The sequence below is a fragment of the Geomonas paludis genome (assembly GCF_014193585.1).
GTDB lineage: Bacteria > Desulfobacterota > Desulfuromonadia > Geobacterales > Geobacteraceae > Geomonas > Geomonas paludis.
The window spans coordinates 1-24,442 of sequence record NZ_BLXY01000009.1 but is presented as its reverse complement, the minus strand read 5'-3'; the positions used below and the strand labels follow the sequence as shown (position 1 = coordinate 24,442).

Below are 24,442 nucleotides of genomic sequence, written 5' to 3'. Positions count from 1 at the left end.
AAATGCAACGGCAGAGGAAAAATCCTGATGGCTTCCCGGCAGTCCGGATACGACGTCGAGGAAGTGCCCTGCACCATGTGCAAAGGGTCGGGAAGGAAATAGAAAAGCGCAGCAAAAATAGACAGCAGGTTGGACGCCCGGCGTGACGGGCAATGAAAGAGGGGGAGGCCGGTTACGGCCTCCCCCTCTTTCATGGTTCATTGGAGATCCCGGGGAGACCGCCGCTTGATGTCTCCCCCTCCCTTGACGGGAGGGGGGCGGGGGGTGGGTGAAGCCCGCAAGGGGATGGGGAATAACGGCGGGACGACGGGTTCAGTCGGCGGAGGGACGACGCCGGGAGCGCTCTTTCAGTTCAGCCAGCTTCCCCTGTAGTAAGGGGACAGGCACCTGGCGGAGCCAGTCCCCTCCGCCGCTTACGAGACGGTGGGGTCGGAAATCGGCACCAGCAACAACGGGCACTTGCTGCGGCTGCAGATGCCGTGGGCTACGCTGCCGGTCCAGAAGGCGGCCATGCCGGTCTTGCCGTGGGTGGGAAGCACCATGAGGTCGATCTTCGCCTCCTCCGCGGCCCGGGCGATGGTCTCCGCCGGAGCCCCCCTCAACACGTGCGCGGAGGCGTGGATCCCCTCTGCGACCAGATCCCGCACCACCCCGTCCAGGTGCTCGGAGGCGTCGCGCGCCTCCAGGTCCAGCATGCGCGCGGCGGTCGCCGGCAGGGTGCGTGCGGACACTTTCTCGTCGGGGGGGAGCGATTCGTAGGTGGGGATCACGGTGGTGATGTGCAGGTCGGCGTTGCAGATGCGCGCCACCGACTTCACCACCGGCAGCCCCTTCTCGTGCTCCGGGTCGGTATCGAGCGGCAAAAGTATCTGGCAGCAGCAAAACGGCGGCGGCTCGCCGTGCTCGTCGGGATGGGTGATCAGGACCGGCAGGGTGCCTCCGGCGATCACCTTCTGGGCGATGGAGCCAAAGAGGAGGTGAAAGGCCTTGCCGCGCCCATGCGAGCACATCACCACCAGGTCGTGGCCGAGTTCGGCGGCGTGGGCGACGATGCTGTCGGAGACCAGTTCCGTCTCGGTCTCGTGCACGTGGCATTCGACCTTGGGGATGCCTTGGAACCACGTGTGCGCGACCTCCTGCAGGTACGCCTGTGCCTCTTCGGGGCCGGTCAGGTGCTTCTGGCCGTGCACCTGGCTCGGGGCGTCCTTCTCCACCACGTGGAAAAGGGTCACCTGGGCCTGCAGCTTTTCGGCCATGAACCGGGCGGCGGGGAGGGCGGCCTCGGCGAGTTTGGATCCGTCCATCGGGACGAGGATGTGCTTGAACATGGTGATCATCCTAGGAAAAAGGTTGCGTAGAGCAGGTAGATGTTGAGGGCGACGATGAGCCCCGCCGCCACTGCGGCAAAGGCCGTGGTCGCCGATTTGTTGACCAGGTCCCCCATCAGGTCACTGCGGCGGGTGAAGAGCACCAGCGGGATGATGGCGAAGGGGAGCCCGAAGGAAAGCACCACCTGGCTGATGACCAGGGTGCGGGTCGGGTCATACCCCATGGCGATGACGAACAGCGACGGCGCCATGGTGACCAGGCGCCGGATCCAGAGTGGGATGTGGCGCTGGATGAAGCCCTGCATGATCACCTGCCCGGCGCTGGTGCCGACGCTGCTGGAGGAGAGGCCGGAGAAGAGCAGGGAGACGCCGAAGATGAACTTCGCCGCCGATCCCAGAAGCGGCTCCAGGGTCCGGTACGCCTCCTCGATGGTGGCTACCGATGTCTTGCCGGTGGCGTAGAAGGTGGCGGCCGCCATGATGAGCATGGACATGTTCACGAAGCTCGCAATCCCCATGGCGATCACCACGTCCATGATCTCGTAGCGGAACAGGGTGCGCAGCTTTTTCCTGTCCTTGACCACGATCCTCCCCTGCATGAGCGAGGAGTGCAGGAAGATGGCGTGCGGCATGACCGTGGCGCCGATGATGCCCGTTGCCAAGAGGACGCTTTCGCTCCCCGCGAACCTCGGGCGCACCACGTGCGCGGCGATCTGGCCCCAGTCGGGGCTCGCGATGAAGATCTCCGCCACGTAGCACAGTGCGATGACGGCGACCATGGCGGAGATGACCGCCTCCAGCGGCCTGAACCCGAAGCGCTCCATACCGAGGATGCCGATGGTGGCCACGGCGGTGAGGAGGGCGCCGGCCAGAAGCGGGATGCCGAACAGGAGCTGGAATCCGAGGGCCGCGCCCATGAATTCCGCCAGGTCGGTGGCTATGGCCACCGCCTCCATGATGACCCACATGGCGAGCGACACCGGCCTTGGGAACTGGTTGCGGCAGTGCTCGGCCAGGTTCTGGCCGGTGGCGAGCCCAAGCTTGGCCGACAGGGTCTGGATCAGCATGGCGATCAGGTTGCTGGTGATGATCACCCAAAGGAGCAGGTAGCCGAACTGGGCGCCTCCCTGGATGTTGGTGGCGAAGTTGCCGGGATCGACGTAGGCGACGCTGGCGATGAAGGCGGGGCCGAGGAAGGGGAAGACGCGGGCGAGTCTTGATTGCTTCGTTTCGCGCGACAGGGCCTCCAGGGCGGACTGGACGGTCCTCGAGTCAAGGTTGCTGCTGCTGTTTTTGGGCAATGTTACCTCGGCGGTCGGTGTTGTGCGAAAATGTCACCTAATTCTATCTGCGATAGCATCAAGAGCAACTGCATGCTTTGAAAAAGATGCGCAGCCGTCACTGCTGCGAAATGAGTTGGCAGCGGACCTGCGAGCATGGTAAAAGCAACGATGAAGTAGTATAGCCGGGGCGGTCACGGCGGCCGCTGCAAAATTGTTTGATAATTATCATTATCTCGGCTAATATCTGGCGTCCTATCAACGGGAATGGAAAATGCCGGAAGACCAAAGAAATCTACTCGAAGACAGCGAAGATCTCGGCGCGGCCTGCCAGAAAGCACTCGCCGAAACCTCCAAGGCATTGAAGGCCGTTTCCTTCTATCCCGACAACCATCCCCTGCGTTCGCAAATACTTTCTTCCGCCTATGAGGCTATTACCAACCTGGTGCGGCATGCGCCGATCACCCTGATCGTGCAGCGCGGCGGCTTCGCCATCGCCGGTCGCCAGGAAACCATCGAAAGCAACCCGATGACCAAGGCGCTGGCGCAGGAACTCTTCGCCCGCGAACTGCAACGACTCACCTTCCTCCCCGAACTGTCCCAGGCGGACCTCTCCGCCCTTCTTACCGCGCTGGCGGTGTCGCCGCAGAAGATTGCCGAAGAAGGGGGCGTGGCCGGCATGCTGGCCCGCAACGGCGTCTCCGCCGTCATGGTGAACCAGATCGACGTCACCGCCGTCTACACCAAGAAAAACGTGGGGCAGGCCGAGGAAGAGTCCGGCGAGGGGGGTGCCGAGGTCGTCGAGGAGCGCACACCCGAGGCCGCGCCGGCACAGGGGAGCGCGCCCGCGCAGGCGTCCGAGCCGGGTATCGACGAGATCCTGGCCGCGCTGGTGGCCGAGACCGACGAGGAGCGCTACCGGCAGCTGGCGCGCCTGCTGCTGAAAAAGGCCCTGCCGCTGAAGCTGGACGGGAACTACGACCGGCTCTACGTGGTGCTGACGCGCCTGGTGGACCAGCAGGCGGACCCGGACAAGAGCACGGTCTGCCGCGACGCGGCGCACACGGTACTGCAGCAGCTTATCCTGGGGGAGATGGCCGAACACCTGCTGAATCACCTGGAGGACGTCGACTTCCCGGCCAAGGAGGCCATCTGCCGCATCCTGCGGTTGTCGGGCCCGGAGGTGGTGGACGCCGTGGTCCGGCGCCTGACCGCCACCGGCAGCAGGGCCGCGCGCAAGGCCCTGGGCACCGCCCTGGTCCGCATCGGCGTGCAGGCACAGCCGCAGTTGCTGGTGCTGCTCAAGGACGCCAGGGTGCAGGTGGTGCAGATGGCGGTGGCCATCCTGGCCGAGATCGGCAACCGCGACGCCGTGAAGGGACTTACGCTGACCGCGTATCACCCGGAGGGCCGGGTGCGCATGGAGAGCATCCGGGCGCTGGCGCGTATCGGCGGTATGGAGGCTACCGGCGTGCTCCTGTCCCTGATGCAGGAGGGGGACGAGGCAACCGCGCTGCAGGCGATCTCCTGCCTGGGGAGCTGCCGGAACCAGGCGGCGCTCGATCCGCTGCTTCGGCTGGCGGGGAAACGCGATCTGAGGGGGAAGCTGCACGCACTCCAGTTGGAGGCGCTGCGCGCCATCGGACGCATCGGCGACCGGCGTGTCCTGGGGGCGCTGTTCAAACTGGTGCGCCGGCGCAGTCTGATCGGCACGACCCGGCGCATGGAGCAGAAGCTGGTCGCCGTCGACGCCATCGCCGCCCTGGGCGGGGATCAGGCGCGCGCCTTCCTGCAGGGGTATGCCTCGGGCAGCGGGGAGCTGGCCGAAGCCGCTGCGGCGGCGCTGCAGGCCATGGCGCAAAGGGACGCAGAACATGAGTGAGATCACCAAGCAGGACGTGCAGCGCGCGGCGATGCTCTTCACCGCCTCCATCAAGTCGGTGCTGCTCTATCCCCTGGCGCATCCGGCGGTACGTCAGCCCCTGCAGGAACTGGTAGGGCTGATGGGCGAGATGATGGAGGAGCGGCATGAGCTGCACCTGGGAGTGGTGGAGGGAACCTTCTTCATCGAAGGGTGCCTGCTGGTCGCCCCCAATGCCGCCGTCGCGGAACTGGTCGAGCGCCTGCTGCAGAAGGGGATCGACGCCGTCACCATCTTCGCCGGAGTCACCCCCGACGACCTGTTCGGCTTCGCGGCGCTTCTGGCGAACCGGCAGGTGAGCGCCGAGACCTTCGCCGTCGAACTGGAGCGCAAGGGGATCAGCAACGTCCGGCTCGGCATCGACGAGATGGTCGCCGGCGAAGGGGAAGAGGGGAAGGGGGAAGCCCTCATCCCCGCTGCCATCTACCGGGACGCGCTCAAGGCCGTGCGCGACACCATGCGCGAGATCGACAACGGCCGCATCCCCAGCGGCGAGTGGATCAACGGCGTGGTCGAGAACATGGTGTCGGTCACCATGGAAGAGCCGACCACCCTGCTCGGCCTGGCCATGATCAAGGACTACGACAACTACACCTTCAGCCATTCCGTCAACGTCGGCATCCTGGCCCTCACCCTGGCTGCCTTTCTCGGGCTGGAAAAAGAGGCGCTGCACGAGATCAACACGGCGGGGCTGCTGCACGACATCGGCAAGACCAGGATCGACAAGACCATCCTGAACAGCCCCGGCAAGCTCTCCGATACCGAGTTCAAGGAGATGAAGCGCCACGCCGAGGAAGGGTCCGAGATCGTCAAGAAGATGAAGAACATCCCCCCCGCCGTGGCGGAGGCCGTGCTCGGTCACCACATCCGGCACGACCGCACCGGCTACCCCGAGTGGGCGCGCGACATGCACTTCGGCCTTTACACCGAGATCGTCTCCGTGGCCGACTGCTACGACGCCATCACCACGCTGCGCACCTACCAGCGGCCGACCCTCCCCAAGGAGGCCATGGAGATCATGCACCGGCTGGCCGGCTCCTCGCTCAACGGCGAGCTGGTGGAGCAGTTCGAGGCGATGATGGGGGAATACCCGGTGGGGAGCCTGGTGCGTCTGGACACCAACGAGATCGCGCTGGTGCTCAAGCCGCACCCGATGGAGTGTGCGGAGCCGTCGGTGAAGATCCTGATGGACGCGCAGGGGCAGGCGCTGGAGACGCCGAGGCTGGTGACGCTGGCCGGAGCGGGCGGGACGCGCTACGCCTCGATCGTCGCACCGGTGGACCCGCTTTTGAAGAACATCGACGTCGCCAGTCATCTGCTGGCTTAGCGGAAGGGACTGGCTCCGTGAGGTGCCTGTCCCTCTGGCGGAACGATTCTTCAGCTCAGCAGCTACCTTCGCCAAGCACTAAAGGTGTACTAAAGGGGACAGGCACCTGGCGGAGCCAGTCCCCCTGACGAGGGGATAGACATAAAAAGGGGGGACGGCTTTGGCCGTCCCCCCTTTCTGCATCTAAAGCGTGCCGTGCGTGTCTAGGCGGACCACTGGCCGTGCAGGTTGCAGTACTCGCGCACCTTGATGTCGGCGGCAGTGATCGGGAAGGTCGCCTCCGGCGCCTGACCCGGCTGCAGCTGCGCGCGGTAGACCTTGCCGTCGGCGATCACTTCGATCCACTCGATGTAGTGGGCGCTTTCCATCGGGTGCGGTACGCTGCCGACCTTGACGGTGACGGTCCCAGCGCCGCGCTCGATGACCGGTACGTGCTTCTCCTTGGAAGCGTCCACCGTGTTTTCCTTCTGCAGTTTCATCTCCTCGCCGCAGCAGACCAGTTGGCCGCCGCCGGCATGGAACACTTCGACTATATTGCCGCACATTTCACACTTGTAGATTTCCAGAGCCTGAGCCATTGAATCCCTCCTGTTTTTGTTGGTTGGTATTTGTGCCGCTGTTCGTGGTTGGAATTTGGTGCCGCTATTTGAGCCAAGCGGCAAGGTTAGCCGCGAGAATCCTGTTGTTCCCTTCCAGGAACTTGTTCTGGAAGATGGCGTCGTCGCCGAAAACAAGGTAGGAGCCTTTGCCGATGGTGCCGGCCACCACTACGCCGAAGGAAGCGGTTTCCTCCTTGGACTGCTTCTGGTCCAGGTCGAGGTCGATCCAGGCCTGGAAGCCGGTGGCGGCGATGACCTGCGCGGTGTCGGCCCGGTTGATCAGCCCCCAGGCGCCGTGCACGGTGAAATCATTGACCCCTTGGAACAGCGGGTGCTCCTTCAGGCGGGCGACCCGGAAATTGAGCAGGTCGCCGTCGATCACGTTCTCGCGCTCCTGGATGACGCCGTTGGTGTGGCGTACCTCCAGCCGGTCCAAAAGGAGGGCCATGGGGGGCGCGATGTGCAGCATGATGGCGACGCGGCCGCCGTTTTCGATGAACTTTGCCACCGCCTCGATCTCGTTGGGGTGCAGCGGCGTGAAGGCGCCGCTGATGACCAGGGCGCGTGCGCCGGCAAGCGTCGCCTCGGAGAGTGGCTGGTCCACCGTGGCGATCTCCATGCCCGCGCCTTGGATCACCCCGGCCAGGCCGGAAAGCTGCAACGGTCCCTGCTCCTTCACCTGGAAGCGTTCGCCGTGCCCGTTGTCGAAGAGGACCCTGTCGGCCGCCATGACGGGAGCGGTCATCATTAAGAACGCCAGTACAATTATACTCATGAATCTCAAAGCGCCAGTCATTTAATCCTCCATTGCATCAAAATTTAAAAAAGACCTTTTTGATCCTGTTGGTCCTTATAGCAGCATTGTTTCGGCCACGCAACAACTTTTTTGTGTCTACGGGACTGCCATCGTTGACAGCGGGGCGGGCGCCGATGTATTACAGGTATCCGGAGAACGTCATTACTGATTCTGGGGGCTACACATGATCGTGCATATAGTGCTTTTCAAGCTGAAAGAGGCCACCGCTGAGAACGTCGAGGCTGCCCGGCAGCGTCTTCTGAGCATGGACGGCAAGGTTGAGTTGCTGCGTCACCTCGAGGTAGGGGTGGACCTGATCCGTTCCGAGCGTTCCGCGGACATCGCCCTGTACACCAAGTTCGACTCCTTGGAAGACCTGCAGGCCTACCAGGTGCATCCGTACCATGCCAACGAAGTGGCCGCCTACATGAGGAGCGTCTGCTCTTCGGTGGTTGCCGCCGATTACGAAGTCTGATCCGAGCACGACATAAAGAGCAATGAGGAGGAGTAACTGATGGAGTTGTGTGCCTGTGGCAGCGGCGTAGCTTACGCCGAGTGCTGTCGCCCCATTATCAAGGGGGAGCGCCGCGCTGAGACGGCAGAGGCGCTGATGCGTGCGCGTTACGCCGCGTATGCCAACGTCGAGACCGATTTCATACTGGAGAGCACCCACCCCAAGCACCGCGAGGGGTATGATGCCGAGGGGACCCGCGAGTGGGCGGAGAAGTCCGACTGGCAGGGGCTGGAGATCATCTCCACCAAGGACGGCGGCAAGGATGACACCACCGGCGAGGTGGAGTTCATCGCGCGCTGGAAAGAGCAGGGGCAGGACCGGGTGCACCACGAGCGCGCCCTGTTCAAGAAGGAGAAGGGCGGGTGGCTCTTCACCGACGGCAAGGCGGTGACCCCGCAGCCGATCGTGAGGACCTCGCCCAAGATCGGGCGCAACGATCCCTGCAGTTGCGGCAGCGGCATCAAGTACAAGAAGTGCTGCGGCAAGTAATCGAGCCGCGATGAGACGGCTCAGGCCGGACGAAAGGCTGAGGCTGGACCCTAAGAACTGCTGAGGCTGGAATAGTAAAGGGGCGAGTGGAAATCACTCGCCCCTTCTATTTTGCGTCTGCCGTTAGGCCGTTAACGCCGGCGCTGCCGACGCCCTCATCCGCCCCTTCGGGGCACCTTCTCCCGGGGGGAGAAGGCATCCCACCCCCTCGCCCTCCGGGAGAGGGTGGCCGCAGGCCGGGTGAGGGCTTTTCCCTCGGCCGCGCTGCCCCTTACTTCTGCGTTCCCGGTTACTTCTGGCTCGCCGCCAGCGCCTGGTCCACATCCTCGATCAGGTCGTCGATGTGCTCGATCCCCACCGAGAGCCGGATCAGGTCGGGAGTAACCCCTGAAGCGATCTGCTGCTCTTCGGAAAGCTGGCGGTGCGTCGTGCTGGCCGGGTGCAGCACGCAGCTCCTCGCATCGCCCACGTGCACCACGAGTGCGACCAGCTGGCAGCTCTCCATGAACTTCTTGCCCGCCGCGGCGCCACCCTTGATGCCGAAGGTGAGCACGCCGCTCGCCCCCTTGGGGAGGTACTTCTGCGCCCGGGCGTAGCTCTTGTGGCTCTCCAGTCCCGGGTAGCTCACCCAGGACACCGCCTCGTGCTTCTCCAGGAACCTGGCGAGCGCGAGGGCGTTCTCGGAGTGGCGCTGCATGCGCAGCGGCAGCGTCTCAAGCCCCAGGTTGAACAGGAAGGCGTTCATCGGGGCCGGGCAGGGACCGATGTCGCGCATGAGCTGCACGCGCGCCTTCACGATGTAGGCGAGCTTGCCGAAGGTCTTCAGGTACTGCAGGCCGTGGTAGCTCTCATCCGGCTCGGTCATTTCGGGGTACTTGCCGTTGCCCCAGTCGAAGTTGCCGCTGTCCACGATGACGCCGCCCACGCTGGTCGCGTGCCCGTCGATGTACTTGGTGGCCGAGTGGATCACGATGTCGGCGCCGTGCTCGAGCGGCCGGCACAGGTACGGGGTCGGGAAGGTGTTGTCGATGATGAGGGGCACCTGCATCTTCTTCGCGATGCGGGAGAACTTGTCGAAGTCGAGGATGTTGAGGCCGGGGTTGCCGATGGTCTCACCGAACAGGCAGCGGGTCTCGGGGCGGAATGCGGCAACGATGGTCGCCTCGTCGGCCTCGGGATCGACGAAGGTGACCTCGATCCCCATTTTCGGGAAGGTGTTGGCAAAGAGCGAGTAGGTGCCGCCGTACAGGGTGCTGGCGGCGACCACGTGCTGGCCCGCCTGGCAGATGTTCATGACCGCCAGGGTAGAGGCCGCCTGGCCGCTGGAGGTCGCCATGGCCGCGACTCCCCCCTCCATGGCGGCGATCTTCGTCTCGAATCCTTCGGCGGTGGGGTTGGAAAGCCGGGTGTAGAAATGCCCGCCCACCTCGAGGTCGAACAGCTTGGCCACGTGCTCGGCGCTGGAAAACTTGAAGGTCGTGCTCTGGTAGATGGGCAGGATGCGCGGGTCGCCGTCCTTCGGGGTGAAGCCCTCCTGGATCGCCTGGGTCTCGATGCGCCAATTCTTCTTCATGGTTCCTCCTTCGTGAGTCATATAGCAAGACAAGGGCCGCACTATAGCATGATTGTCACGGCCGTTGCAGGGAAATATTAGAATGGTGCTTTGGTGGCCTGATCCGAGGGGGGAATACGCCTTGCCCCGTTTTCCGTAATGTGTTAATAAAACTGGACACCAAAACCAAGGAGGGGATGCATGCCCGTCGCTGATAAGATCGCCGGATTTATTGCGAAATCGTCGTGGATCAGGAAGATGTTCGAGGAGGGTGAGAAGCTCAGGAAGGAGTACGGCGCCGACAAGGTCTACGACTTCACCCTGGGGAACCCCGACGTCGAGCCCCCCGCGGCGTTCCAGGACGAGTTCCTGAAGCTCGCCAAGCAGCCGGTCCCGGGCATGCACCGCTACATGAACAACGCCGGCTACCCGGAGACGAGAAACGCCGTGGCGCGCATGCTCGCCGCCGCCTCCGATCTCCCGGTGCAGGGGAGCCAGGTGGTGATGACCTGCGGCGCCGGCGGCGCCCTCAACGTGGTGCTGAAGACCATCCTCAACCCCGGCGACGAGGTGATCCTCTTGACCCCGTTCTTCGTGGAGTACCGCTTCTACATCGACAACCACGGCGGCGTGCCGGTCGAAGTCTGGACCGACCGCGAGACCTTCCAGCTCGACATCCCGGCCATCGCCGCGGCGGTGACCGACAGGACCCGCGCCATCATCATCTGCTCGCCGAACAACCCGACCGGCGTCATCTACCCCGCCGAGAGCCTCAAGGCCTTGGGCGAGATGGTGGCTGCCAAGGAAGCGGAACTGGGGAGGCAGATCCTGGTCATCTCCGACGAGCCCTACGCGCGCATCGCCTACGACGGCAAGAGCGTTCCCAACATCTTCCGCTACGTCCAGAACTCGGTCATCGTCACCTCGCACTCGAAAGACCTGGCGCTCCCCGGCGAGCGCATCGGCTACCTGGCCGCCAGCCCGAACATGAACAACGTGGACCAGTTCATGGAAGGGGCGGTGTTCTCCAACCGCGTGCTCGGCTTTGTGAACGCGCCGGCCCTGATGCAGCGCCTGGTGGCCGGGCTGCAGCACGTCTCGGTAGACATCGAGGCCTACCGGGTCAAGCGCGACCTGCTCTACAACGCTCTCACCGGCATGGGCTTCTCCATGGTCAAGCCCGACGGCGCCTTCTACCTGTTCCCGAAGTCGCCGCTGGCCGACGACGTCGAGTTCGTCAAGATGGCGCAGAAGCACCGCATCCTGCTGGTGCCCGGCGCCGGTTTCGGAGCCCCCGGCTTCTTCCGCATCGCCTACTGCGTTGACCAGGGGATGATCGAGCGCAGCATCCCCGCCTGGCGCGAGCTGGCCAAAGAGGCGGGCCTCCCGGGATAGAAGGGACCACCATGACCGAGACCATTCTGATAGTCGATGACGAGGAGGGGATCCGCTCCTCCCTGGCCGGCATCCTCGAGGACGAGGGGTACCGCACCGTGTGCGCGGCGGACGGGACCGAGGCGCTCGCCCTGTGCCAGAAGGAGCTTCCCGGACTCGTGCTCCTGGACATCTGGATGCCCCGGATGGACGGCATCGAGACGCTCAAGCGCCTGAAGGAGCAGCACCCGACCCTCAACGTGATCATGATGAGCGGGCACGGCACCATCGAGACCGCGGTCAAGTCCACCAAGCTGGGCGCCTACGACTTCATCGAGAAGCCGCTTTCCCTGGAGAAGGTGGTGGTGACCGTGGAGAACGCGCTCTCCATGAACCGCCTGAAGGAGGAGAACGCGGCCCTCAGGGGGCAGGTGCAGCAGGGGCACGAGATGATCGGCCAATCGGCCGCCATGCAGCAACTGGCCGAGCAGATCCGGCTGGTCGCCCCCACCAACGCCTCGGTCCTCATCACCGGCGAGAACGGCACCGGCAAGGAACTGGTGGCCCGCTCGGTCCACTACCACAGCCAGCGCCGCGACAAGCCCTTCATCGAGATCAACTGCGCCGCCATCCCGGAGGAGCTGATCGAGAGCGAACTGTTCGGCCACGAGCGGGGGGCCTTCACCGGCGCCGTGGCGCAGAAGAAGGGGAAGTTCGACCTGGCCGACGGCGGCACCCTGTTCCTGGACGAGATCGGCGACATGTCGCTCAAGACCCAGGCCAAGGTGCTGCGCATCCTGCAGGAGAAGAAGTTCGAAAGGGTGGGGGGAACCCGGACCCTGGAGGTGGACGTGCGCATCGTCGCCGCCACCAACAAGCTCCTCGAGGAGGAGATCAAGAACGGCACCTTCCGCGAGGACCTCTACTACCGGCTCAACGTGGTCCCCTTCAAGGTCCCGCCGTTGCGCGACCGCCGCGAGGACATCCCGCTTCTGGCCGGCTACTTCCTGGACGCCTTCTGCGACCAGGAGGGACGCGAGCGCAAGCGGATCGTCCCGGAGGCGATGGAGTCGCTCAAGCGCTACGACTGGCCCGGCAACGTGCGCGAGTTGAAGAACATCGTGGAGCGCCTGGTGATCATGACCCCCGGCGGCACCATCACCATGAACCATCTCCCCGACGACTTCGTCTCGCCCGGCGGCCGGGAAGAGGCGGGGGGGAAGCTGGACAGCGTGCTGGAGCTCTCCAGCCTCAGGGAGGCGCGCGAGGAGTTCGAGCGCGAGTTCATCATGCAAAAGCTCGAGGAGAACGACTGGAACGTCTCCAAGACCGCCGAGGCGATCGAACTGGAGCGGAGCAACCTGCACCGTAAGATCAAGAGCTACGGCATCGACATGAAGAAGTAGCGGGGCGCCATGTTCTTCAGACTGTTCCTCATTCTCCTCATCGTGCCGGTGGTCGAGATCTACCTGATCATCAAGGTGGGCCAGGTGATCGGCGGCGTGGCCACGGTCGCCATCCTGCTCCTCATGAGCCTGACCGGCGCTTGGCTGATCCGGCACCAGGGGGGTAGGGTGCTTACGCAGATCCGCGACGAGCTCTCCCAGGGGCGGCTCCCCGCCGCGCAGCTTCTCGACGGCGCCCTCATCTTCATCGGGGGAGTCCTCCTTACCACGCCCGGCTTCTTCACCGATTTTCTCGGCATCTTCTTCCTCGTCCCGGCCACCAGGCGCTTGATCAAGCTATGGCTCGGCCTGTGGCTGCAGAACAAAATCTCCCGCGGCGGCTTCGTGATGCGCCGCCACTTCTGACCCTTTCCCCAACACCCGCTCCAATCCCGCTGAAAACAGAACCTTTGCCAAGTTCTCCCCCTCGCCCTCCGGGAGAGGGTGCCCGCAGGGCGGGTGAGGGCGCTGCCACATAGTGAGACCGGTGGCAGTTGCTGCGCCCTCACCCCTACCCCTCTCCCGGGGGGAGAGGGGATCGTGATGTGAACACCGCCTTTCCGCCTCCAATTGCGCCCTCACCTTTTTCGGCTACTATTTTCGGGTTGCCCGCGCGGCCGCAACCCGTGCCCGCCGGGAGGAAAGGGGAAGACCATGCTGGTGGTGGAAGAATTTCACGGCACGCAGGTGACGCAGCAGCGGGTCGAGATGGTGGAGCGCAAGGGGACCGGCCACCCCGACCAGATCTGCGACTGCATCATGGACTCCATCTCGGTCGCGCTGTCCCAGGCTTATCTCTCCGAGTTCGGCACCATCCTGCATCACAACATCGACAAGGGGCTCCTGGCCGCCGGCCGCGTGCAAATGCGCTTCGGCGGCGGCGAGGTGATCGAGCCGATGGAACTGACCATCGGCGACCGGGCCACCTTCAGCATGGCAGGCAGGGAGATCCCGGTGCACGACATCGCGGTCGCAGCCGCGAAGACCTGGATCTCCCGCAACCTGCGGCACGTTGACCCCGAGCGCCATGTCCGCTACCGCCTGAAGCTGGCCCCGGGTTCGCTGGAGTTGACCGACATCTTCGCGCGTCCCGGAGAGGTCAGGGGAGCCAACGATACCTCGGCCGCCGTCGGCTACTACCCCCTGAGCCCGACCGAGCACGCCGTGCTCACCCTGGAGCGTGAATTGAACAGCGCGCGGTTCAAGACGCTCTTTCCCGAGACCGGCGAGGATGTCAAGGTGATGGGGCTCCGAAACGGGGACGAACTCGATCTCACCGTCGCCATGCCGCTTCTTGCCGAGCGGATCCGGTCTGAGCGGGAGTACTTCGAAAGAAAGCAGGCCGTCGACACTGCGATGCGGGAGTTCCTGGAGCAAGGGTGCCGCGGCTTCGGGCGGGTCCGGGTGCACTACAACACGCTGGACCAGGCCGGGCGCGGCCTGGCCGGCGTCTACCTCTCGCTCTTGGGCACCTCCGCCGAGGACGCCGATTCCGGGCAGGTCGGGCGGGGCAACCGCGTCAACGGCCTGATCCCCATTGCGCGCGCCATCGGCACCGAGGCCGCCGCGGGTAAAAATCCCATGAGCCACGTCGGCAAGATCTACAACGTGCTGTCGCACCGGATGGCCCGTGAGATCTGCAAGTCGGTGGCCGGCGTGCAAGGGGCCTACATCATGCTGCTGAGCCGGATCGGCGAGCCGGTGGACCGCCCGCAGATGGCCAGTGCCCAACTGGTCATGGAACCCGGACGCAGCGTCACCGAGGTCGAGGGGGAGGTGCGGGAGGTCATGCAGCGCCAACTAGCGGGCATCACGGAGTTCTGCCAAGCCCTGGCCCGCGGTGATTTCCCGGTCTGTTAAAAATTCGCTAAAGACGGGCGCTTTCCTGCCGAATGCATTTATACGCATCTTTATCTACCTGGTCTTCTTTTGTCAGGTGCTGGACTACGCTACCTAATCGATGCGGTGAGGAGGATGGAACATGGGGCTTGATGCAGCGGTACTCAGCGAGGCCAACACCACCGAGGACGAAGTCAGGAAAACGATTGCGGATATAACCAAGGGGGTCTTCTCCACCATGGTGATGCTGGAGGTGGTCGACGAGCCTCCCCTGGCTGAACCGGTCTTGACCTTTCACGAGACGGTGACCAGCATGGTGGGCCTGGCCGGCAGCCACTCCGGCATCCTGGCCATCCACTGCCCCAAGAAGCTGGCCCTGCAGGTCACTTCCAATATGCTGGGGATGGACGTCACCGAGGTCGACGAGGATGTCAACGATGCCATGGGCGAGATCGCCAACATGGTGGGGGGGGACGTGAAGCACATCTTCTCCCCCAAGGGCGCCGACATCAACCTCTCCATACCGACCGTGATCTACGGCAACGACTACGCCCTGGAGAGCATCTCCAGTGCCGAATCGCTGGTCATGCCCTTTGTCTGCGGCGAGGAGCGTTTCCTGCTCTCGTTCAAGATCGGCAAGTAGCGTTTCTCTTCATGCGTGTCTACCGGCAGCGGCCACAACAGTGGTCGCTGTTTTTTTGGGTAGGATAGGGTCCTCACCCCTGCTGTCATCATTTCCAGGTCTTGCGGCTTCACCCACCCCCCGCCCCCCTCCCCCCGCCCCCCTTCGCGGGACGAAGCGCTACGGCGCGCAGGCCCGTCGAGGGAGGGGGCGAAGCTCTTGGAGACCTTGCCGTCGACCTCCTGCCCGCGCGCTTGTACCGTTTACTCCATCAAAAGGTTGACAAGGTGGCGGTTAGCGTTGAAAATGAGCAACTGTTGAATTTTGGTACGCCCGTGGAACAATCGCGGGCGGGCCATGAACTAACCTGGAGGGTCATTGGACACCGTCTTTGTCGAACTGCTGGTCATCGCCGTCCTCATCCTGCTGAACGGGTTTTTCGCCTGCGCCGAATTCGCCATCATCTCCATTCGCAAAAGCAGGGTCGCGCAACTGGTCACCCTGGGTAACCAGCGGGCCGCGCTGGTGGAGTCGCTGCAAAGGGACCCGCACCGCCTGCTGGCCATCGTCCAGATCGGGGTCACCGTGGTCGGTTCGACCGCTTCGGCGGTGGGCGGCGTCATCGCCGTGGACTACATCCGCCCCGTGCTGCAGGTCTCGTCCATCACCATGGTCCGCAACGCCGCCGAGCCGCTTGCCATCGGCATCGTGGTCAGCGCCATTTCCTATCTGCAACTGATCCTGGGGGAACTGGTCCCCAAGACCATCGGCCTGCAATACGCCGAGCCGGTCGCCCTGCGGGTGGTAAACACCATCAACTTCCTGGCGCGGGTAGCGTCGGTGCTCGTTTCCGTGCTGAGCTTTTCTACCAAGGCGACACTGGCCCTGTTCGGACTGAAGGGGGAGGGAAAGGCGTTCATGACCCGCGAGGAGGTGCAGCACATCGTGGCCGAGGGACACGAGAGCGGCATCTTCAGCGAGACCGAGCACACCTTCATCGACAACCTCTTCGACTTCACCCACACCGCGGTGCGCGAGGTGATGGTGCCGCGCACCCGCGTGGTCGCCTTCGACCTCAACCTCTCCAACGAGGAGATCCTGAACGGGGTGCTGGACAACATGTATTCGCGCTACCCCGTTTATCTCGGCAGTATCGAGGAGACGGTGGGTTTCATCCACGGCAAGGACCTTTTGGGGCGCATGGTGCGCGAGCCCGGCTTCGACATCCGCTCCATCGTCCGCCCGCCGGTCTTCGTCCCCGAGGGGAAGAAGGTGAGCGAGCTGCTGAAGGAGATGCAGAAAACGCGGGTGCACATGGCCTTTGTGGTGGACGAGTACGGCAGCATCAGCGGTATCGTGACCACCGAGGATCTGCTCGAGGAGTTGGTGGGCGAGATCGAGGACGAGCATGACGTCGGGGAGCCGAGCCGGGTGCAAATACTCGCGGACGGCAGCTTCCTCGTCGACGCCCTGATATCCATTTCCGATCTCGAGGACCTCCTGGAGGTGGACCTGGGCGAGGATCTTCCCTACGACACGCTGGCGGGGCTGATCCTGGACCGGATCGGGCGCTTCCCGGAGCAGGGTGAGAAGGTCGAGTTAGGTGAGTACCTGTTGACCTGCGAAGAAGTGACGCGCACCGGCATCACCCAGGTGCGGATTGTGAAGAGGCAGGAAAAGGAAAAGGCAGATTAAGATAAAGACAAAGACTAAGACTAAGACTAAGAAGAGACCTCAGTCTTAATCTCAGTCTTAATCTCAGTCTTAGACAAAGACTAAAACAAAGACTAAGACTAAGAAGAGACCTCAGTCTTAATCTCAGTCTTAATCTCAGTCTCAGCCTTAGTCTTAACCTCGATGTGTTTTTTTCGCCGCCACGACGGACGTCAGGATGGAGATAGTCAGGGCGCCGATGATCACGCCCAGGGAGAGCTGCAGCGGGACCTCGACCAGGTTCGACAGGAGCATCTTGGAGCCGACGAAAGCGAGGATCACGGAGACGCCGAGTTTCAGGTGGGCGAACATCTCCATGACGTTGGCCAGCAGGTAGTACAGCGAGCGCAGCCCCATGATGGCGAAGACGTTGGAGCTGTACACGATGAAGGGATCGTGGGTCACCGCGAGCACCGCAGGAATGGAATCGACGGCAAAGATGACGTCGGTCGACTCGACCACGACCAGGGTCAGGAACAGCGGGGTGGCGGCCCAGATGCCGCGCCTCCTGATGAAGAAGTGGTCGCCGCGCGCCCGCTTGGTGATGGGGATGAAGCGCCGCACCAGCTTTACCAGCGGGTTGTGCTCCGGGTGGACCTCCTCGTCGCCGCCGAACGCCATCTTGAAACCGGTGTAGATCAGCACCGCCCCGAACACGTAGATCATCCAGTGGAAACGCTCGATGAGCTGTATGCCCACCACGATGAAGATGCCGCGCATCACCAGCGCACCGATGATCCCCCACTTCAGTATCTTGGGCTGGTGCGCCTTCGCCACCTTGAAATACGTGAAGATCATGATGAAGACGAAGAGGTTGTCGACGGAGAGGGACTCTTCGATGATATAACCGGTGAGGAATTCCAAGGCCTTCGCCGACCCCAGCACGTACCACACGCCGACGTTGAAGGCCATGGCGAGGCCGACCCAGACCCCGGTCCAGGCCAGCGCCTCGCGGAACCCTATCTCGTGACTCTTCCTGTTGAAGACGAAGAGGTCCAGGATGAACATCACGGTAATGATCCCCGCGAAGGCGATCCACATCATCTCTCTGTTGGTCAAAACTCCCTCCGGTTAATGCCCCATCTGCTCGAGTCGGGCGATACGCTCCTCCATGGGGGGGTGCGTGGAAAAAAGTTTCATCAGCATCCCCGCGGTGAGCGGGTTGACGATGAACATGTGTGCGGTCGCCGGCCGTGCCTCTTCCATGGGCAGGACCCTTGACGCCTGGTCCAGCTTCCTGAGCGCGTTGGCGAGGGAGCGCGGCTTGCCGCAAAGCCTGGCGCCGCTTTCGTCGGCCAGGTACTCGCGGCTCCTGGAGACGGCGAGCTGGATCAGCATGGCGGCGATGGGTGCGATGATGGCAAGCGCAAGGCCGCCCCAGCCACCCCCTTCCTCGTCGTCGCTACGGCTGCCGAAAATGGCCGCCCACTGCACCATGTTGGCCAGCATGGAAATGGCGCCCGCGATGGTGGCGGCGATGGTGGAAATGAGGATGTCGCGGTTGGCGACGTGGCTCAGTTCATGCGCCATCACCCCTTCCATCTCTTCGGGGGTGAGGATGCGCAGGATCCCCTCGGTCGCGGCGACCGCGGCGTGGTCCGGGTTCCTGCCGGTGGCGAAGGCGTTGGGGCTCTCCGAGGGGATGATGTAGACCCGGGGCATGGGGAGCCCCCCCTGCACGGCGAGCCTCCTGATCATGCCGTAAAAGGCCGGGTTCTCCGCCTCGGTGATCTCCTGGGCCCCGTACATGCGCAGCACGATCTTGTCCGAGAACCAGTAGGAGAAGAGGTTCATGGCGCAGGCCATGATGAAGGCGAAGTACATGCCGCCCCGGCCGCCGATGGCGCTTCCCAGTGCCACCATGATCAGCGTGAGCGTAGTGAGCAGGACCGCTGTCTTGAATCTGTTCATGACGTACCTCCTTGCCGGGTCGCGTGGTCAAATAAAAAGACCTTTACCCAGGCGCGCTTGCACTGGATAAAGGTCTTGCCTGCTCTGACAGGATGTCATGCCCCATGTCCGGGCCTGGGCGGCCGTCTTGACGAACACGGGTCGGTTGCGGTGTCAACCGTTGGCTACTCCCCTTTACCATCATGAAATATAGGTAAGGGAAGTCTGAGTGTCAACCGTTTCTTTTCCCTCCCCACGCCGGGGGAAGCCGGTCTCACCCGGCGATGCTCTCGGTGAGCAGGATCGCGTCGGCCAGTTGGCGCATGGAGATCCTGCGGTCCATGGCGAGCCGCTGCATCCTGCGGAAGGCCTCGGCCTCGGAAAGCTTGTCGCGCTCCATGAGCCGGCCCTTGGCCTTCTCGATCACCTTGCGGCTTTCGATGCTCTCCTTCAGGGAAGAGACCTCTTCCTTGAGCCGCTCCACCCGTCGCGCCGCGGCGATGGACAGGACCAGCGCCGCCACCAGTTCCTCCTCCCGGACCGGCTTGGCCAGGACGGTGGAAACCGCCGACTCGCCCCAGGTCTGCACATTTTCCAAGTCGCAGCTCTCCGCGATCATCACGATCGGGAGGCTCAGCTTGTCCCAGAGCTTTTTCACCGCGACCACCATCTCCTGGTCGCCGGCGCTGAATTCGACCACCGCCACCTCCGGATGGCTGGCCAGGGCCTCGCTCAACAGTTCGCTCGCACTGCCGGACGCTATTATTTCAGCAAAACCCCGCTCCCTCAGCCTGTTTTTTAGGCTCTCCAGGAGCTCCTCGTCGCGAATGTACAGGACCGCTTTTCCCATGATTTTCACCCCCTTACGACGATTGGAACTGCCCCGACGGACAGGTTACCCGGTTAAAGAGCATAGAGCGTTCCAAAAACGTCACGGTGAGGCATGATCTTCTGCCACATGTGTCCATGTCCCCTCTCCCTCCGGGAGAGGGCCAGGGTGAGGGCCTTTGCCAAGGGCGAAATGACTGCAGCCGGCACAGCCCTCACCCGCCCTTCGGGCACCCTCTCCCGGGGGGAGAGGGACGGTTCATAATTCCCTCCCATTTTCGCCAATTTCATTAATGTTTTGGCCCCGAGAGCCGATAATGTGGCTATGCCCGTGCAAACCGTCGGGCGACCGCTGCGACTGTGCCACGTTCCGCAGCGGGACCAGGCACCCCTCCGGTAGCCAAAGGAGCCCACGTTGTTCATCTCCCGATCCGCAGCCATCCATAGCCGAAGCACCCTGGCCCTGGCGATCTGCGCCTGCTTCCTGCTGGTGCTGGTCGCGGCGCTCTGCCGTCCGCAGGCCGGGCCGGTGGGAGCTCTCGCCATGGTCTTCGTGGGAGGGCTGCACGCCCTGCGCCTGAAGTGGCGCCGGCAGTCGGAGGACGAGCTCAGGCGCAGCGAGGAGCAGTTGCGCATCTCGCAACGCATCGCACATATCGGGAGCTGGGACTGGGACGTGGTCAGCGGCCGCCTGGACTGCTCCGAGGAGCTGTGCCGCATCTTCGGGATCCACTTCGAGGAGGCGCCGCAGAGCTATGCCGGCTTCCTGGCACTGCTGCCGGCAGAGGCGCGGGAGGCGCTGGCGACCGCGGTGGAAAAGGCGCTTGCCGGCGATGATTCCTTTGCCGTGGAGTTTCCCCTCATCCGCCCCGACGGCAGCGAGCGCTACCTGTCCGAAGTGGGCGAGGTGTTCCGCGACTATTCCGGGACGGTGCTCCGGGTGGTCTGCGTGGTGCACGACATCACCGAGCGCAAGGAGGCGGAGAGCGCCCTCTTCTTCGAGAAGCGCTACCGGGGGCTGATCGAGAACCTGCCCCAGCGCATCTTCCTCAAGGACTGCAACCTGGTCTATCTCTCCTGCAACTCGAGCTTCGCGCGGGAACTGGGACTCGAGCCGGCGGACGTTTTCGGCAAGAACGACTACGACCTGTTCGAACCGCCCCTGGCCCGCAAACGGCAGGAGGAGGACCAGCGGGTGATCGCGGCGGGGACGGCCGTCGAGCGGGACGAGCAGCGCGAACGGGACGGCCACTGGGTCAGCAAGGCCCTGATCCCGCTCAAGGACGATCATGCCCGGGTCTACGCCCTGCTCGGCGTCCTGACCGACATCACCTTCCGCAAGAAGGCCGAAGAGCAGTTGAAGGAGAGCGAGGAGCGCTTCCGCAACACCTTCGAGCAGGCGGCGGTCGGGATCTGCCACATCGCTTTGAGCGACATCCTGATCCGTATCAACCGGCGCTTCTGCAACATCCTGGGCTACACCCAGGAGGAGCTGCTGGGGTGGACCCTGGAGCAGACCATCCATCCCGATGACCGTGCCGCAGAACAGGGGCAATTGTCCCGGCTGATCAACCGCGAGATCGACAACTACAGCATCGAAGTGCGCCAGCTCAGGAAAGACGGGTCGGTAGTGTGGGTGAACCTCACCAAGTCCCTGGTGTGCGGCCCCAAGGGGGAGCCCAAATACCTGATCGGGGTCATCGAGGACGTCACCGCCAAGCGCGAGGCCCAGGAACTGCGCCGGGAGCGCGACCTTGTGCAGGCTGCCAGCCAAGCCAAGACCGAATTCCTGGCCAACATGGGGCACGAGATCAGGACCCCGATGAACGCGGTGATGGGGCTGAGCCGCCTCGCCCTGAAAACCGAGCTCATGCCCAAGCAGCGCGAGTACCTCGAAAAGATCTGCTCCGCCAGCAGGACGCTGTTGAACATCATCAACGACATCCTGGACTTCTCCAAGATGGAGGCGGGCAAGCTGGAGCTGGAAAAGACCGAACTGAGCCTGCAGGAGGTGCTGGGCAACATCTCGGACATGCACCACCTGAAGGCGCAGGAGAAGGGGCTCGATTTCAAGATGCGGCTCGCGCCGGAACTCCCCAGGAAACTTCTGGGCGACCCGCTGCGCCTCACCCAGGTGCTGAACAACCTGATCGGCAACGCGGTCAAGTTCACCAACCGGGGCGAAATCGTGGTGGCGGTGAAGCCGGTCGAGCAGGAAGACGGGATGGTGCGGGTCAACTTCTGTGTCCAGGACACCGGCATCGGCATTACCCCCGAACAGATGGAAAGAATCTTCACCCCTTTCACCCAGGCCGACAGCTCCACCACGCGCCGCTACGGCGGCACCGGGTTGGGGCTTTCCATCAGCCGGCAGCTGGTCGAACTGATGGGAGGCGAACTGAAGGTGCAGAGCGTTGCTGACGCGGGGAGCAGCTTTTCCTTCACGGTCGGCTTTGCCGTACCGGTTGCGGGGAAGACCATCCCGGAGCCCCGCAAGGAGGAACTGCGCAACCTGCGGCTCCTGGTGTTGGACGGCAACCCCGCATCCGTCGAAGGGATCGCGGAGATGTTGCAGGGGATGCCGATCGACCTGGAAGCGGTGCCGAGCTTTGCCGCGGCCAGCGAGGCGCTCAAGGACGGACCGGCGGGACAGTTGCCGTTCGACATGGTGGTGATCGACGCCGACACCGCCGGTGAAGACGGGCTGGAAGAACTCTCCCGCAGCATATCGACCCGGTACCACAAAGAGGTGCCGGTCCTGGCCACGGTGCCTCCGGAGCAGTTGGAGGCGGTGCGGCAGTTGGGGGATGAGTGGGGGGTGAGCGCGGTGTATCCGACTTCGGTACGCCCCTCGCTGCTGGTGGACGGCATGATCCGGGCCCTGGCCCGGGCCGCTGCACACCAGGCGGAGCCCGTGTCCGCCCCAGCCCCGGCTGTGCGGCCGGTGCGGGCGGCAAGCGAAGGCACCTTCGCGCCGGACCGGTTCGCCGCCGAGAAGACCAAGCTCGAGCGCCTGCTGGCCAGGAACAGCCTGGACGCCAAGCGCCAGTTCGAGAAATTCTGCGGCGAGGTGCCGCGCGGCAGCTTTGTCAAGGAACTGCAGGCGCTGCAGGCCTGCCTGGAAAAACTCGATTTCAGGAAGGCACGCCAGCTGTTGTCCATCTTCCCGGCAGTGCAAGATTTCCATACCGAGAGGGAGTAGCCATGAAACGCCAGACGGTGATGATAGTCGACGACACCCCCGCCAACATCGAGATCCTGAGCGAGAGCCTGGGGGACGACTACGAACTGTTCTTTGCCACCAGCGGCTTTGACGCGCTGGAACTGATCCGCGCCGACAAGCCGGACCTGATCCTTCTGGACATCATGATGCCGGGTATGGACGGGTTCGAGCTGTGCCGCATCCTGAAGGGCGAACCTTCCACCCGCGATATCCCCATCATATTCGTGACCGCCATGATCGAGGAGGAGCAGGAAATCAAGGGGCTCGAACTGGGCGCCATAGATTACCTTACCAAGCCGATCAGCCCGCACATCGTCCGGGCCCGGGTCAAGAACCACCTGGAGCTGAAGCGTTACCGCGACCTGCTCGAGACGCTGGCCAGCGCCGCCGACCGCGCCAAGAAGGAGTTCCTGCGCAGCGTCAGCCACGAACTGCGCACGCCGCTCACCCCGATCATCGGCATGACCGACCTCGTGCTCACCCAGGAAGAGGATGACAACAAGCGCAAGTACCTGGGCATGGTGCAGAAGTCGGCCACCAGGCTGCTCGGGATCGTGGAAGACCTCATCGAAACCAGCCGCCTGGAAGGGGAAGGGGGAGCTCCGGAGAACGCACCATTCCACCTGAAGTCGTTCCTGGACATGGTGGTCATGGAGGCCCGGGCCATGGCCGATGCCAAGGGGCTTACCTTCAACGTCCACCTCGATGCAGCGCTGCCCGAAGTGGTGGTCACCGACCAGGCAATGCTGCACAAGGTGCTCACCATGCTCCTGGGCAACGCGGTCAAGTTCACCCCCGCCGGCGCGGTCGGGCTGGAGGTGTGCCGGCAGGAAATCGCCGGCGAGCAGATGCTGCAGTTCTCCATTTCGGACACCGGCGTCGGGATCGACGAGGCAGATCTCGAGCGCATCTTCAGCGATTTTACGCAGTCCGACGGGTCCATTACCCGTTCCTATCCCGGCCTCGGGCTCGGGCTCACCCTGGCGCGGCGCATGACCGAGTTGATGGACGGCAGCATCTGGGCCGAGAACGCCCCCAACGGCGGCTCCGTGTTCCAGTTGCAGATCCCGCTGGTGCTGCCGGACCCCGACGGCGTGTTGCCGACCTCAAATTAGCTCTATGCCGGCCGGCCATAAATGCTATAGTGCTGCGTCATGGAACAACAAGAGCGAAAACACGTCCACGTAGCCTGCGCCATTATTGAGCGTGACGGGCTGGTGCTGTCGGCCCGGCGCAGCGCGTCCATGAACCTGCCATTGAGGTGGGAATTTCCCGGCGGGAAGATCGAGCCCGGAGAGGGGCGCGAGGAGTGCCTGAAGCGTGAACTGGTGGAGGAGATGGGGGTGGAGATCGCCGTCGGGTGCCCGCTCACGCCGACCACCCACCGGTATCCGAGCTTCGACGTGACCCTGTATCCGTACGTCTGCAGCATCGTCTCCGGAGAGATCACCCTGCACGAGCACTCGGCCATGACCTGGCTCCCCCCCGAGCGGATGCTGGAACTGGAGTGGGCCGACGCCGACCTCCCCATCATTTTGGAGTACCAAAGACAGAAGCAGGGCTAGGCGGTAGCTGTTGAGTGCCACGACATCGTGGACACAAATAAGTGCCACCACATCGTAGACAAAGTTCTCTGACAATCGAATAGCCATCGCGTAATCCTGTGGACACCGAAACCACGTTGGAGGTGTCCATGAAGGAT

Annotated in this window: 21 protein-coding genes; 13 read left to right on the top strand and 8 right to left on the bottom strand. The window is 63.5% G+C overall.

Annotated features, from left to right (window positions below; all coding sequences use genetic code 11):
• Positions 1-413: 413 nt before the first annotated feature.
• Both H7687_RS16555 and H7687_RS16550 read right to left on the bottom strand, forming a co-directional pair.
• Positions 414-1,328 (bottom strand): universal stress protein, encoded by a 915-nt coding sequence (locus tag H7687_RS16555; protein WP_183349422.1) that lies wholly within the window; start codon positions 1,326-1,328, stop codon positions 414-416.
• A gap of 5 nt (positions 1,329-1,333) precedes the next feature.
• Positions 1,334-2,629 carry an Nramp family divalent metal transporter gene (locus H7687_RS16550; RefSeq protein ID WP_183349420.1) on the bottom strand — a complete coding sequence of 432 codons (1,296 nt, stop codon included), beginning with the start codon at positions 2,627-2,629 and terminating at the stop codon, positions 1,334-1,336.
• 253 nt (positions 2,630-2,882) lie between these two features.
• Here H7687_RS16550 and H7687_RS16545 point away from each other — a divergent pair, with 253 nt between their 5' ends.
• Both H7687_RS16545 and H7687_RS16540 read left to right on the top strand, forming a co-directional pair.
• Positions 2,883-4,490, top strand: a complete 1,608-nt coding sequence (locus H7687_RS16545; protein WP_183349418.1) for a HEAT repeat domain-containing protein — start codon at positions 2,883-2,885, stop codon at positions 4,488-4,490.
• Complete coding sequence (locus tag H7687_RS16540; RefSeq protein ID WP_183349416.1) at positions 4,483-5,856, top strand: HD-GYP domain-containing protein; 1,374 nt, start codon at positions 4,483-4,485, stop codon at positions 5,854-5,856. Before H7687_RS16545 ends, H7687_RS16540 begins: the two co-directional genes overlap by 8 nt.
• A 203-nt stretch (positions 5,857-6,059) precedes the next feature.
• Here H7687_RS16540 and H7687_RS16535 read toward each other — a convergent pair whose 3' ends face one another.
• A complete protein-coding gene (locus tag H7687_RS16535; RefSeq protein WP_183349414.1) occupies positions 6,060-6,434 on the bottom strand; it encodes a desulfoferrodoxin in 375 nt (124 codons plus the stop codon).
• Positions 6,435-6,498: 64 nt separating this feature from the next.
• The gene (locus H7687_RS16530; RefSeq protein ID WP_246404966.1) at positions 6,499-7,230 is read right to left on the bottom strand and encodes a DUF4350 domain-containing protein; all 732 of its coding nucleotides are present in this window, start codon (positions 7,228-7,230) and stop codon (positions 6,499-6,501) included.
• A 205-nt stretch (positions 7,231-7,435) separates the two neighbouring features.
• Between H7687_RS16530 and H7687_RS16525 the strand changes: the two genes are divergently transcribed.
• Together H7687_RS16525 and H7687_RS16520 are read left to right on the top strand one after the other, a co-directional pair.
• Positions 7,436-7,726 (top strand): Dabb family protein, encoded by a 291-nt coding sequence (locus H7687_RS16525; RefSeq protein WP_183349410.1) that lies wholly within the window; start codon positions 7,436-7,438, stop codon positions 7,724-7,726.
• Between the two features lie 36 nt (positions 7,727-7,762).
• Positions 7,763-8,254: a YchJ family protein gene (locus H7687_RS16520; protein WP_183349642.1), complete on the top strand. Its 492-nt coding sequence runs from the start codon at positions 7,763-7,765 to the stop codon at positions 8,252-8,254.
• 289 nt (positions 8,255-8,543) lie between these two features.
• On the opposite strand, the gene H7687_RS16515 is transcribed toward H7687_RS16520, so the two are convergent.
• Complete coding sequence (locus tag H7687_RS16515) at positions 8,544-9,827, bottom strand: O-acetylhomoserine aminocarboxypropyltransferase/cysteine synthase family protein (protein WP_183349408.1); 1,284 nt, start codon at positions 9,825-9,827, stop codon at positions 8,544-8,546.
• A 180-nt stretch (positions 9,828-10,007) separates the two neighbouring features.
• Between H7687_RS16515 and H7687_RS16510 the strand changes: the two genes are divergently transcribed.
• The 6 genes from H7687_RS16510 (at position 10,008) to H7687_RS16485 (ending at position 16,781) form a co-directional block, all read left to right on the top strand.
• A complete protein-coding gene (locus H7687_RS16510) occupies positions 10,008-11,201 on the top strand; it encodes a pyridoxal phosphate-dependent aminotransferase (RefSeq protein ID WP_183349406.1) in 1,194 nt (397 codons plus the stop codon).
• Positions 11,202-11,212: 11 nt separating this feature from the next.
• Complete coding sequence (locus tag H7687_RS16505) at positions 11,213-12,586, top strand: sigma-54-dependent transcriptional regulator (protein WP_183349404.1); 1,374 nt, start codon at positions 11,213-11,215, stop codon at positions 12,584-12,586.
• Between the two features lie 9 nt (positions 12,587-12,595).
• Positions 12,596-12,991, top strand: coding sequence for an FxsA family protein (locus tag H7687_RS16500; protein ID WP_183349402.1), 396 nt, complete (start codon positions 12,596-12,598; stop codon positions 12,989-12,991).
• Between the two features lie 288 nt (positions 12,992-13,279).
• Positions 13,280-14,485 carry a methionine adenosyltransferase gene (locus H7687_RS16495; RefSeq protein ID WP_183349400.1) on the top strand — a complete coding sequence of 402 codons (1,206 nt, stop codon included), beginning with the start codon at positions 13,280-13,282 and terminating at the stop codon, positions 14,483-14,485.
• Between the two features lie 121 nt (positions 14,486-14,606).
• Complete coding sequence (locus tag H7687_RS16490) at positions 14,607-15,107, top strand: chemotaxis protein CheX (RefSeq protein ID WP_183349398.1); 501 nt, start codon at positions 14,607-14,609, stop codon at positions 15,105-15,107.
• 357 nt (positions 15,108-15,464) lie between these two features.
• Complete coding sequence (locus H7687_RS16485) at positions 15,465-16,781, top strand: hemolysin family protein (RefSeq protein WP_183349396.1); 1,317 nt, start codon at positions 15,465-15,467, stop codon at positions 16,779-16,781.
• 153 nt (positions 16,782-16,934) lie between these two features.
• On the opposite strand, the gene H7687_RS16480 is transcribed toward H7687_RS16485, so the two are convergent.
• The 3 genes from H7687_RS16480 to H7687_RS16470 all read right to left on the bottom strand — a co-directional run bounded on the left by H7687_RS16480 (position 16,935) and on the right by H7687_RS16470 (position 19,539).
• On the bottom strand, positions 16,935-17,858 hold the full coding sequence (locus tag H7687_RS16480) for a TerC family protein (RefSeq protein WP_183349394.1): 924 nt from the start codon (positions 17,856-17,858) through the stop codon (positions 16,935-16,937).
• Between the two features lie 12 nt (positions 17,859-17,870).
• Positions 17,871-18,710 (bottom strand): zinc metalloprotease HtpX, encoded by an 840-nt coding sequence (gene htpX, locus H7687_RS16475; protein WP_183349392.1) that lies wholly within the window; start codon positions 18,708-18,710, stop codon positions 17,871-17,873.
• A gap of 253 nt (positions 18,711-18,963) precedes the next feature.
• Entirely contained in the window at positions 18,964-19,539 is a 576-nt protein-coding gene (locus H7687_RS16470) for an ANTAR domain-containing response regulator (protein WP_183349390.1), read from the bottom strand.
• A gap of 393 nt (positions 19,540-19,932) precedes the next feature.
• Between H7687_RS16470 and H7687_RS16465 the strand changes: the two genes are divergently transcribed.
• From H7687_RS16465 to H7687_RS16455, 3 genes are read left to right on the top strand one after another with little or no spacing between them, the layout of a single operon-like run.
• Complete coding sequence (locus H7687_RS16465; protein ID WP_281376728.1) at positions 19,933-22,719, top strand: PAS domain-containing hybrid sensor histidine kinase/response regulator; 2,787 nt, start codon at positions 19,933-19,935, stop codon at positions 22,717-22,719.
• A 2-nt stretch (positions 22,720-22,721) separates the two neighbouring features.
• Complete coding sequence (locus H7687_RS16460; RefSeq protein ID WP_183349388.1) at positions 22,722-23,855, top strand: hybrid sensor histidine kinase/response regulator; 1,134 nt, start codon at positions 22,722-22,724, stop codon at positions 23,853-23,855.
• Positions 23,856-23,894: 39 nt separating this feature from the next.
• Complete coding sequence (locus H7687_RS16455; RefSeq protein WP_183349386.1) at positions 23,895-24,305, top strand: (deoxy)nucleoside triphosphate pyrophosphohydrolase; 411 nt, start codon at positions 23,895-23,897, stop codon at positions 24,303-24,305.
• The last annotated feature ends 137 nt before the right edge of the window (positions 24,306-24,442 follow it).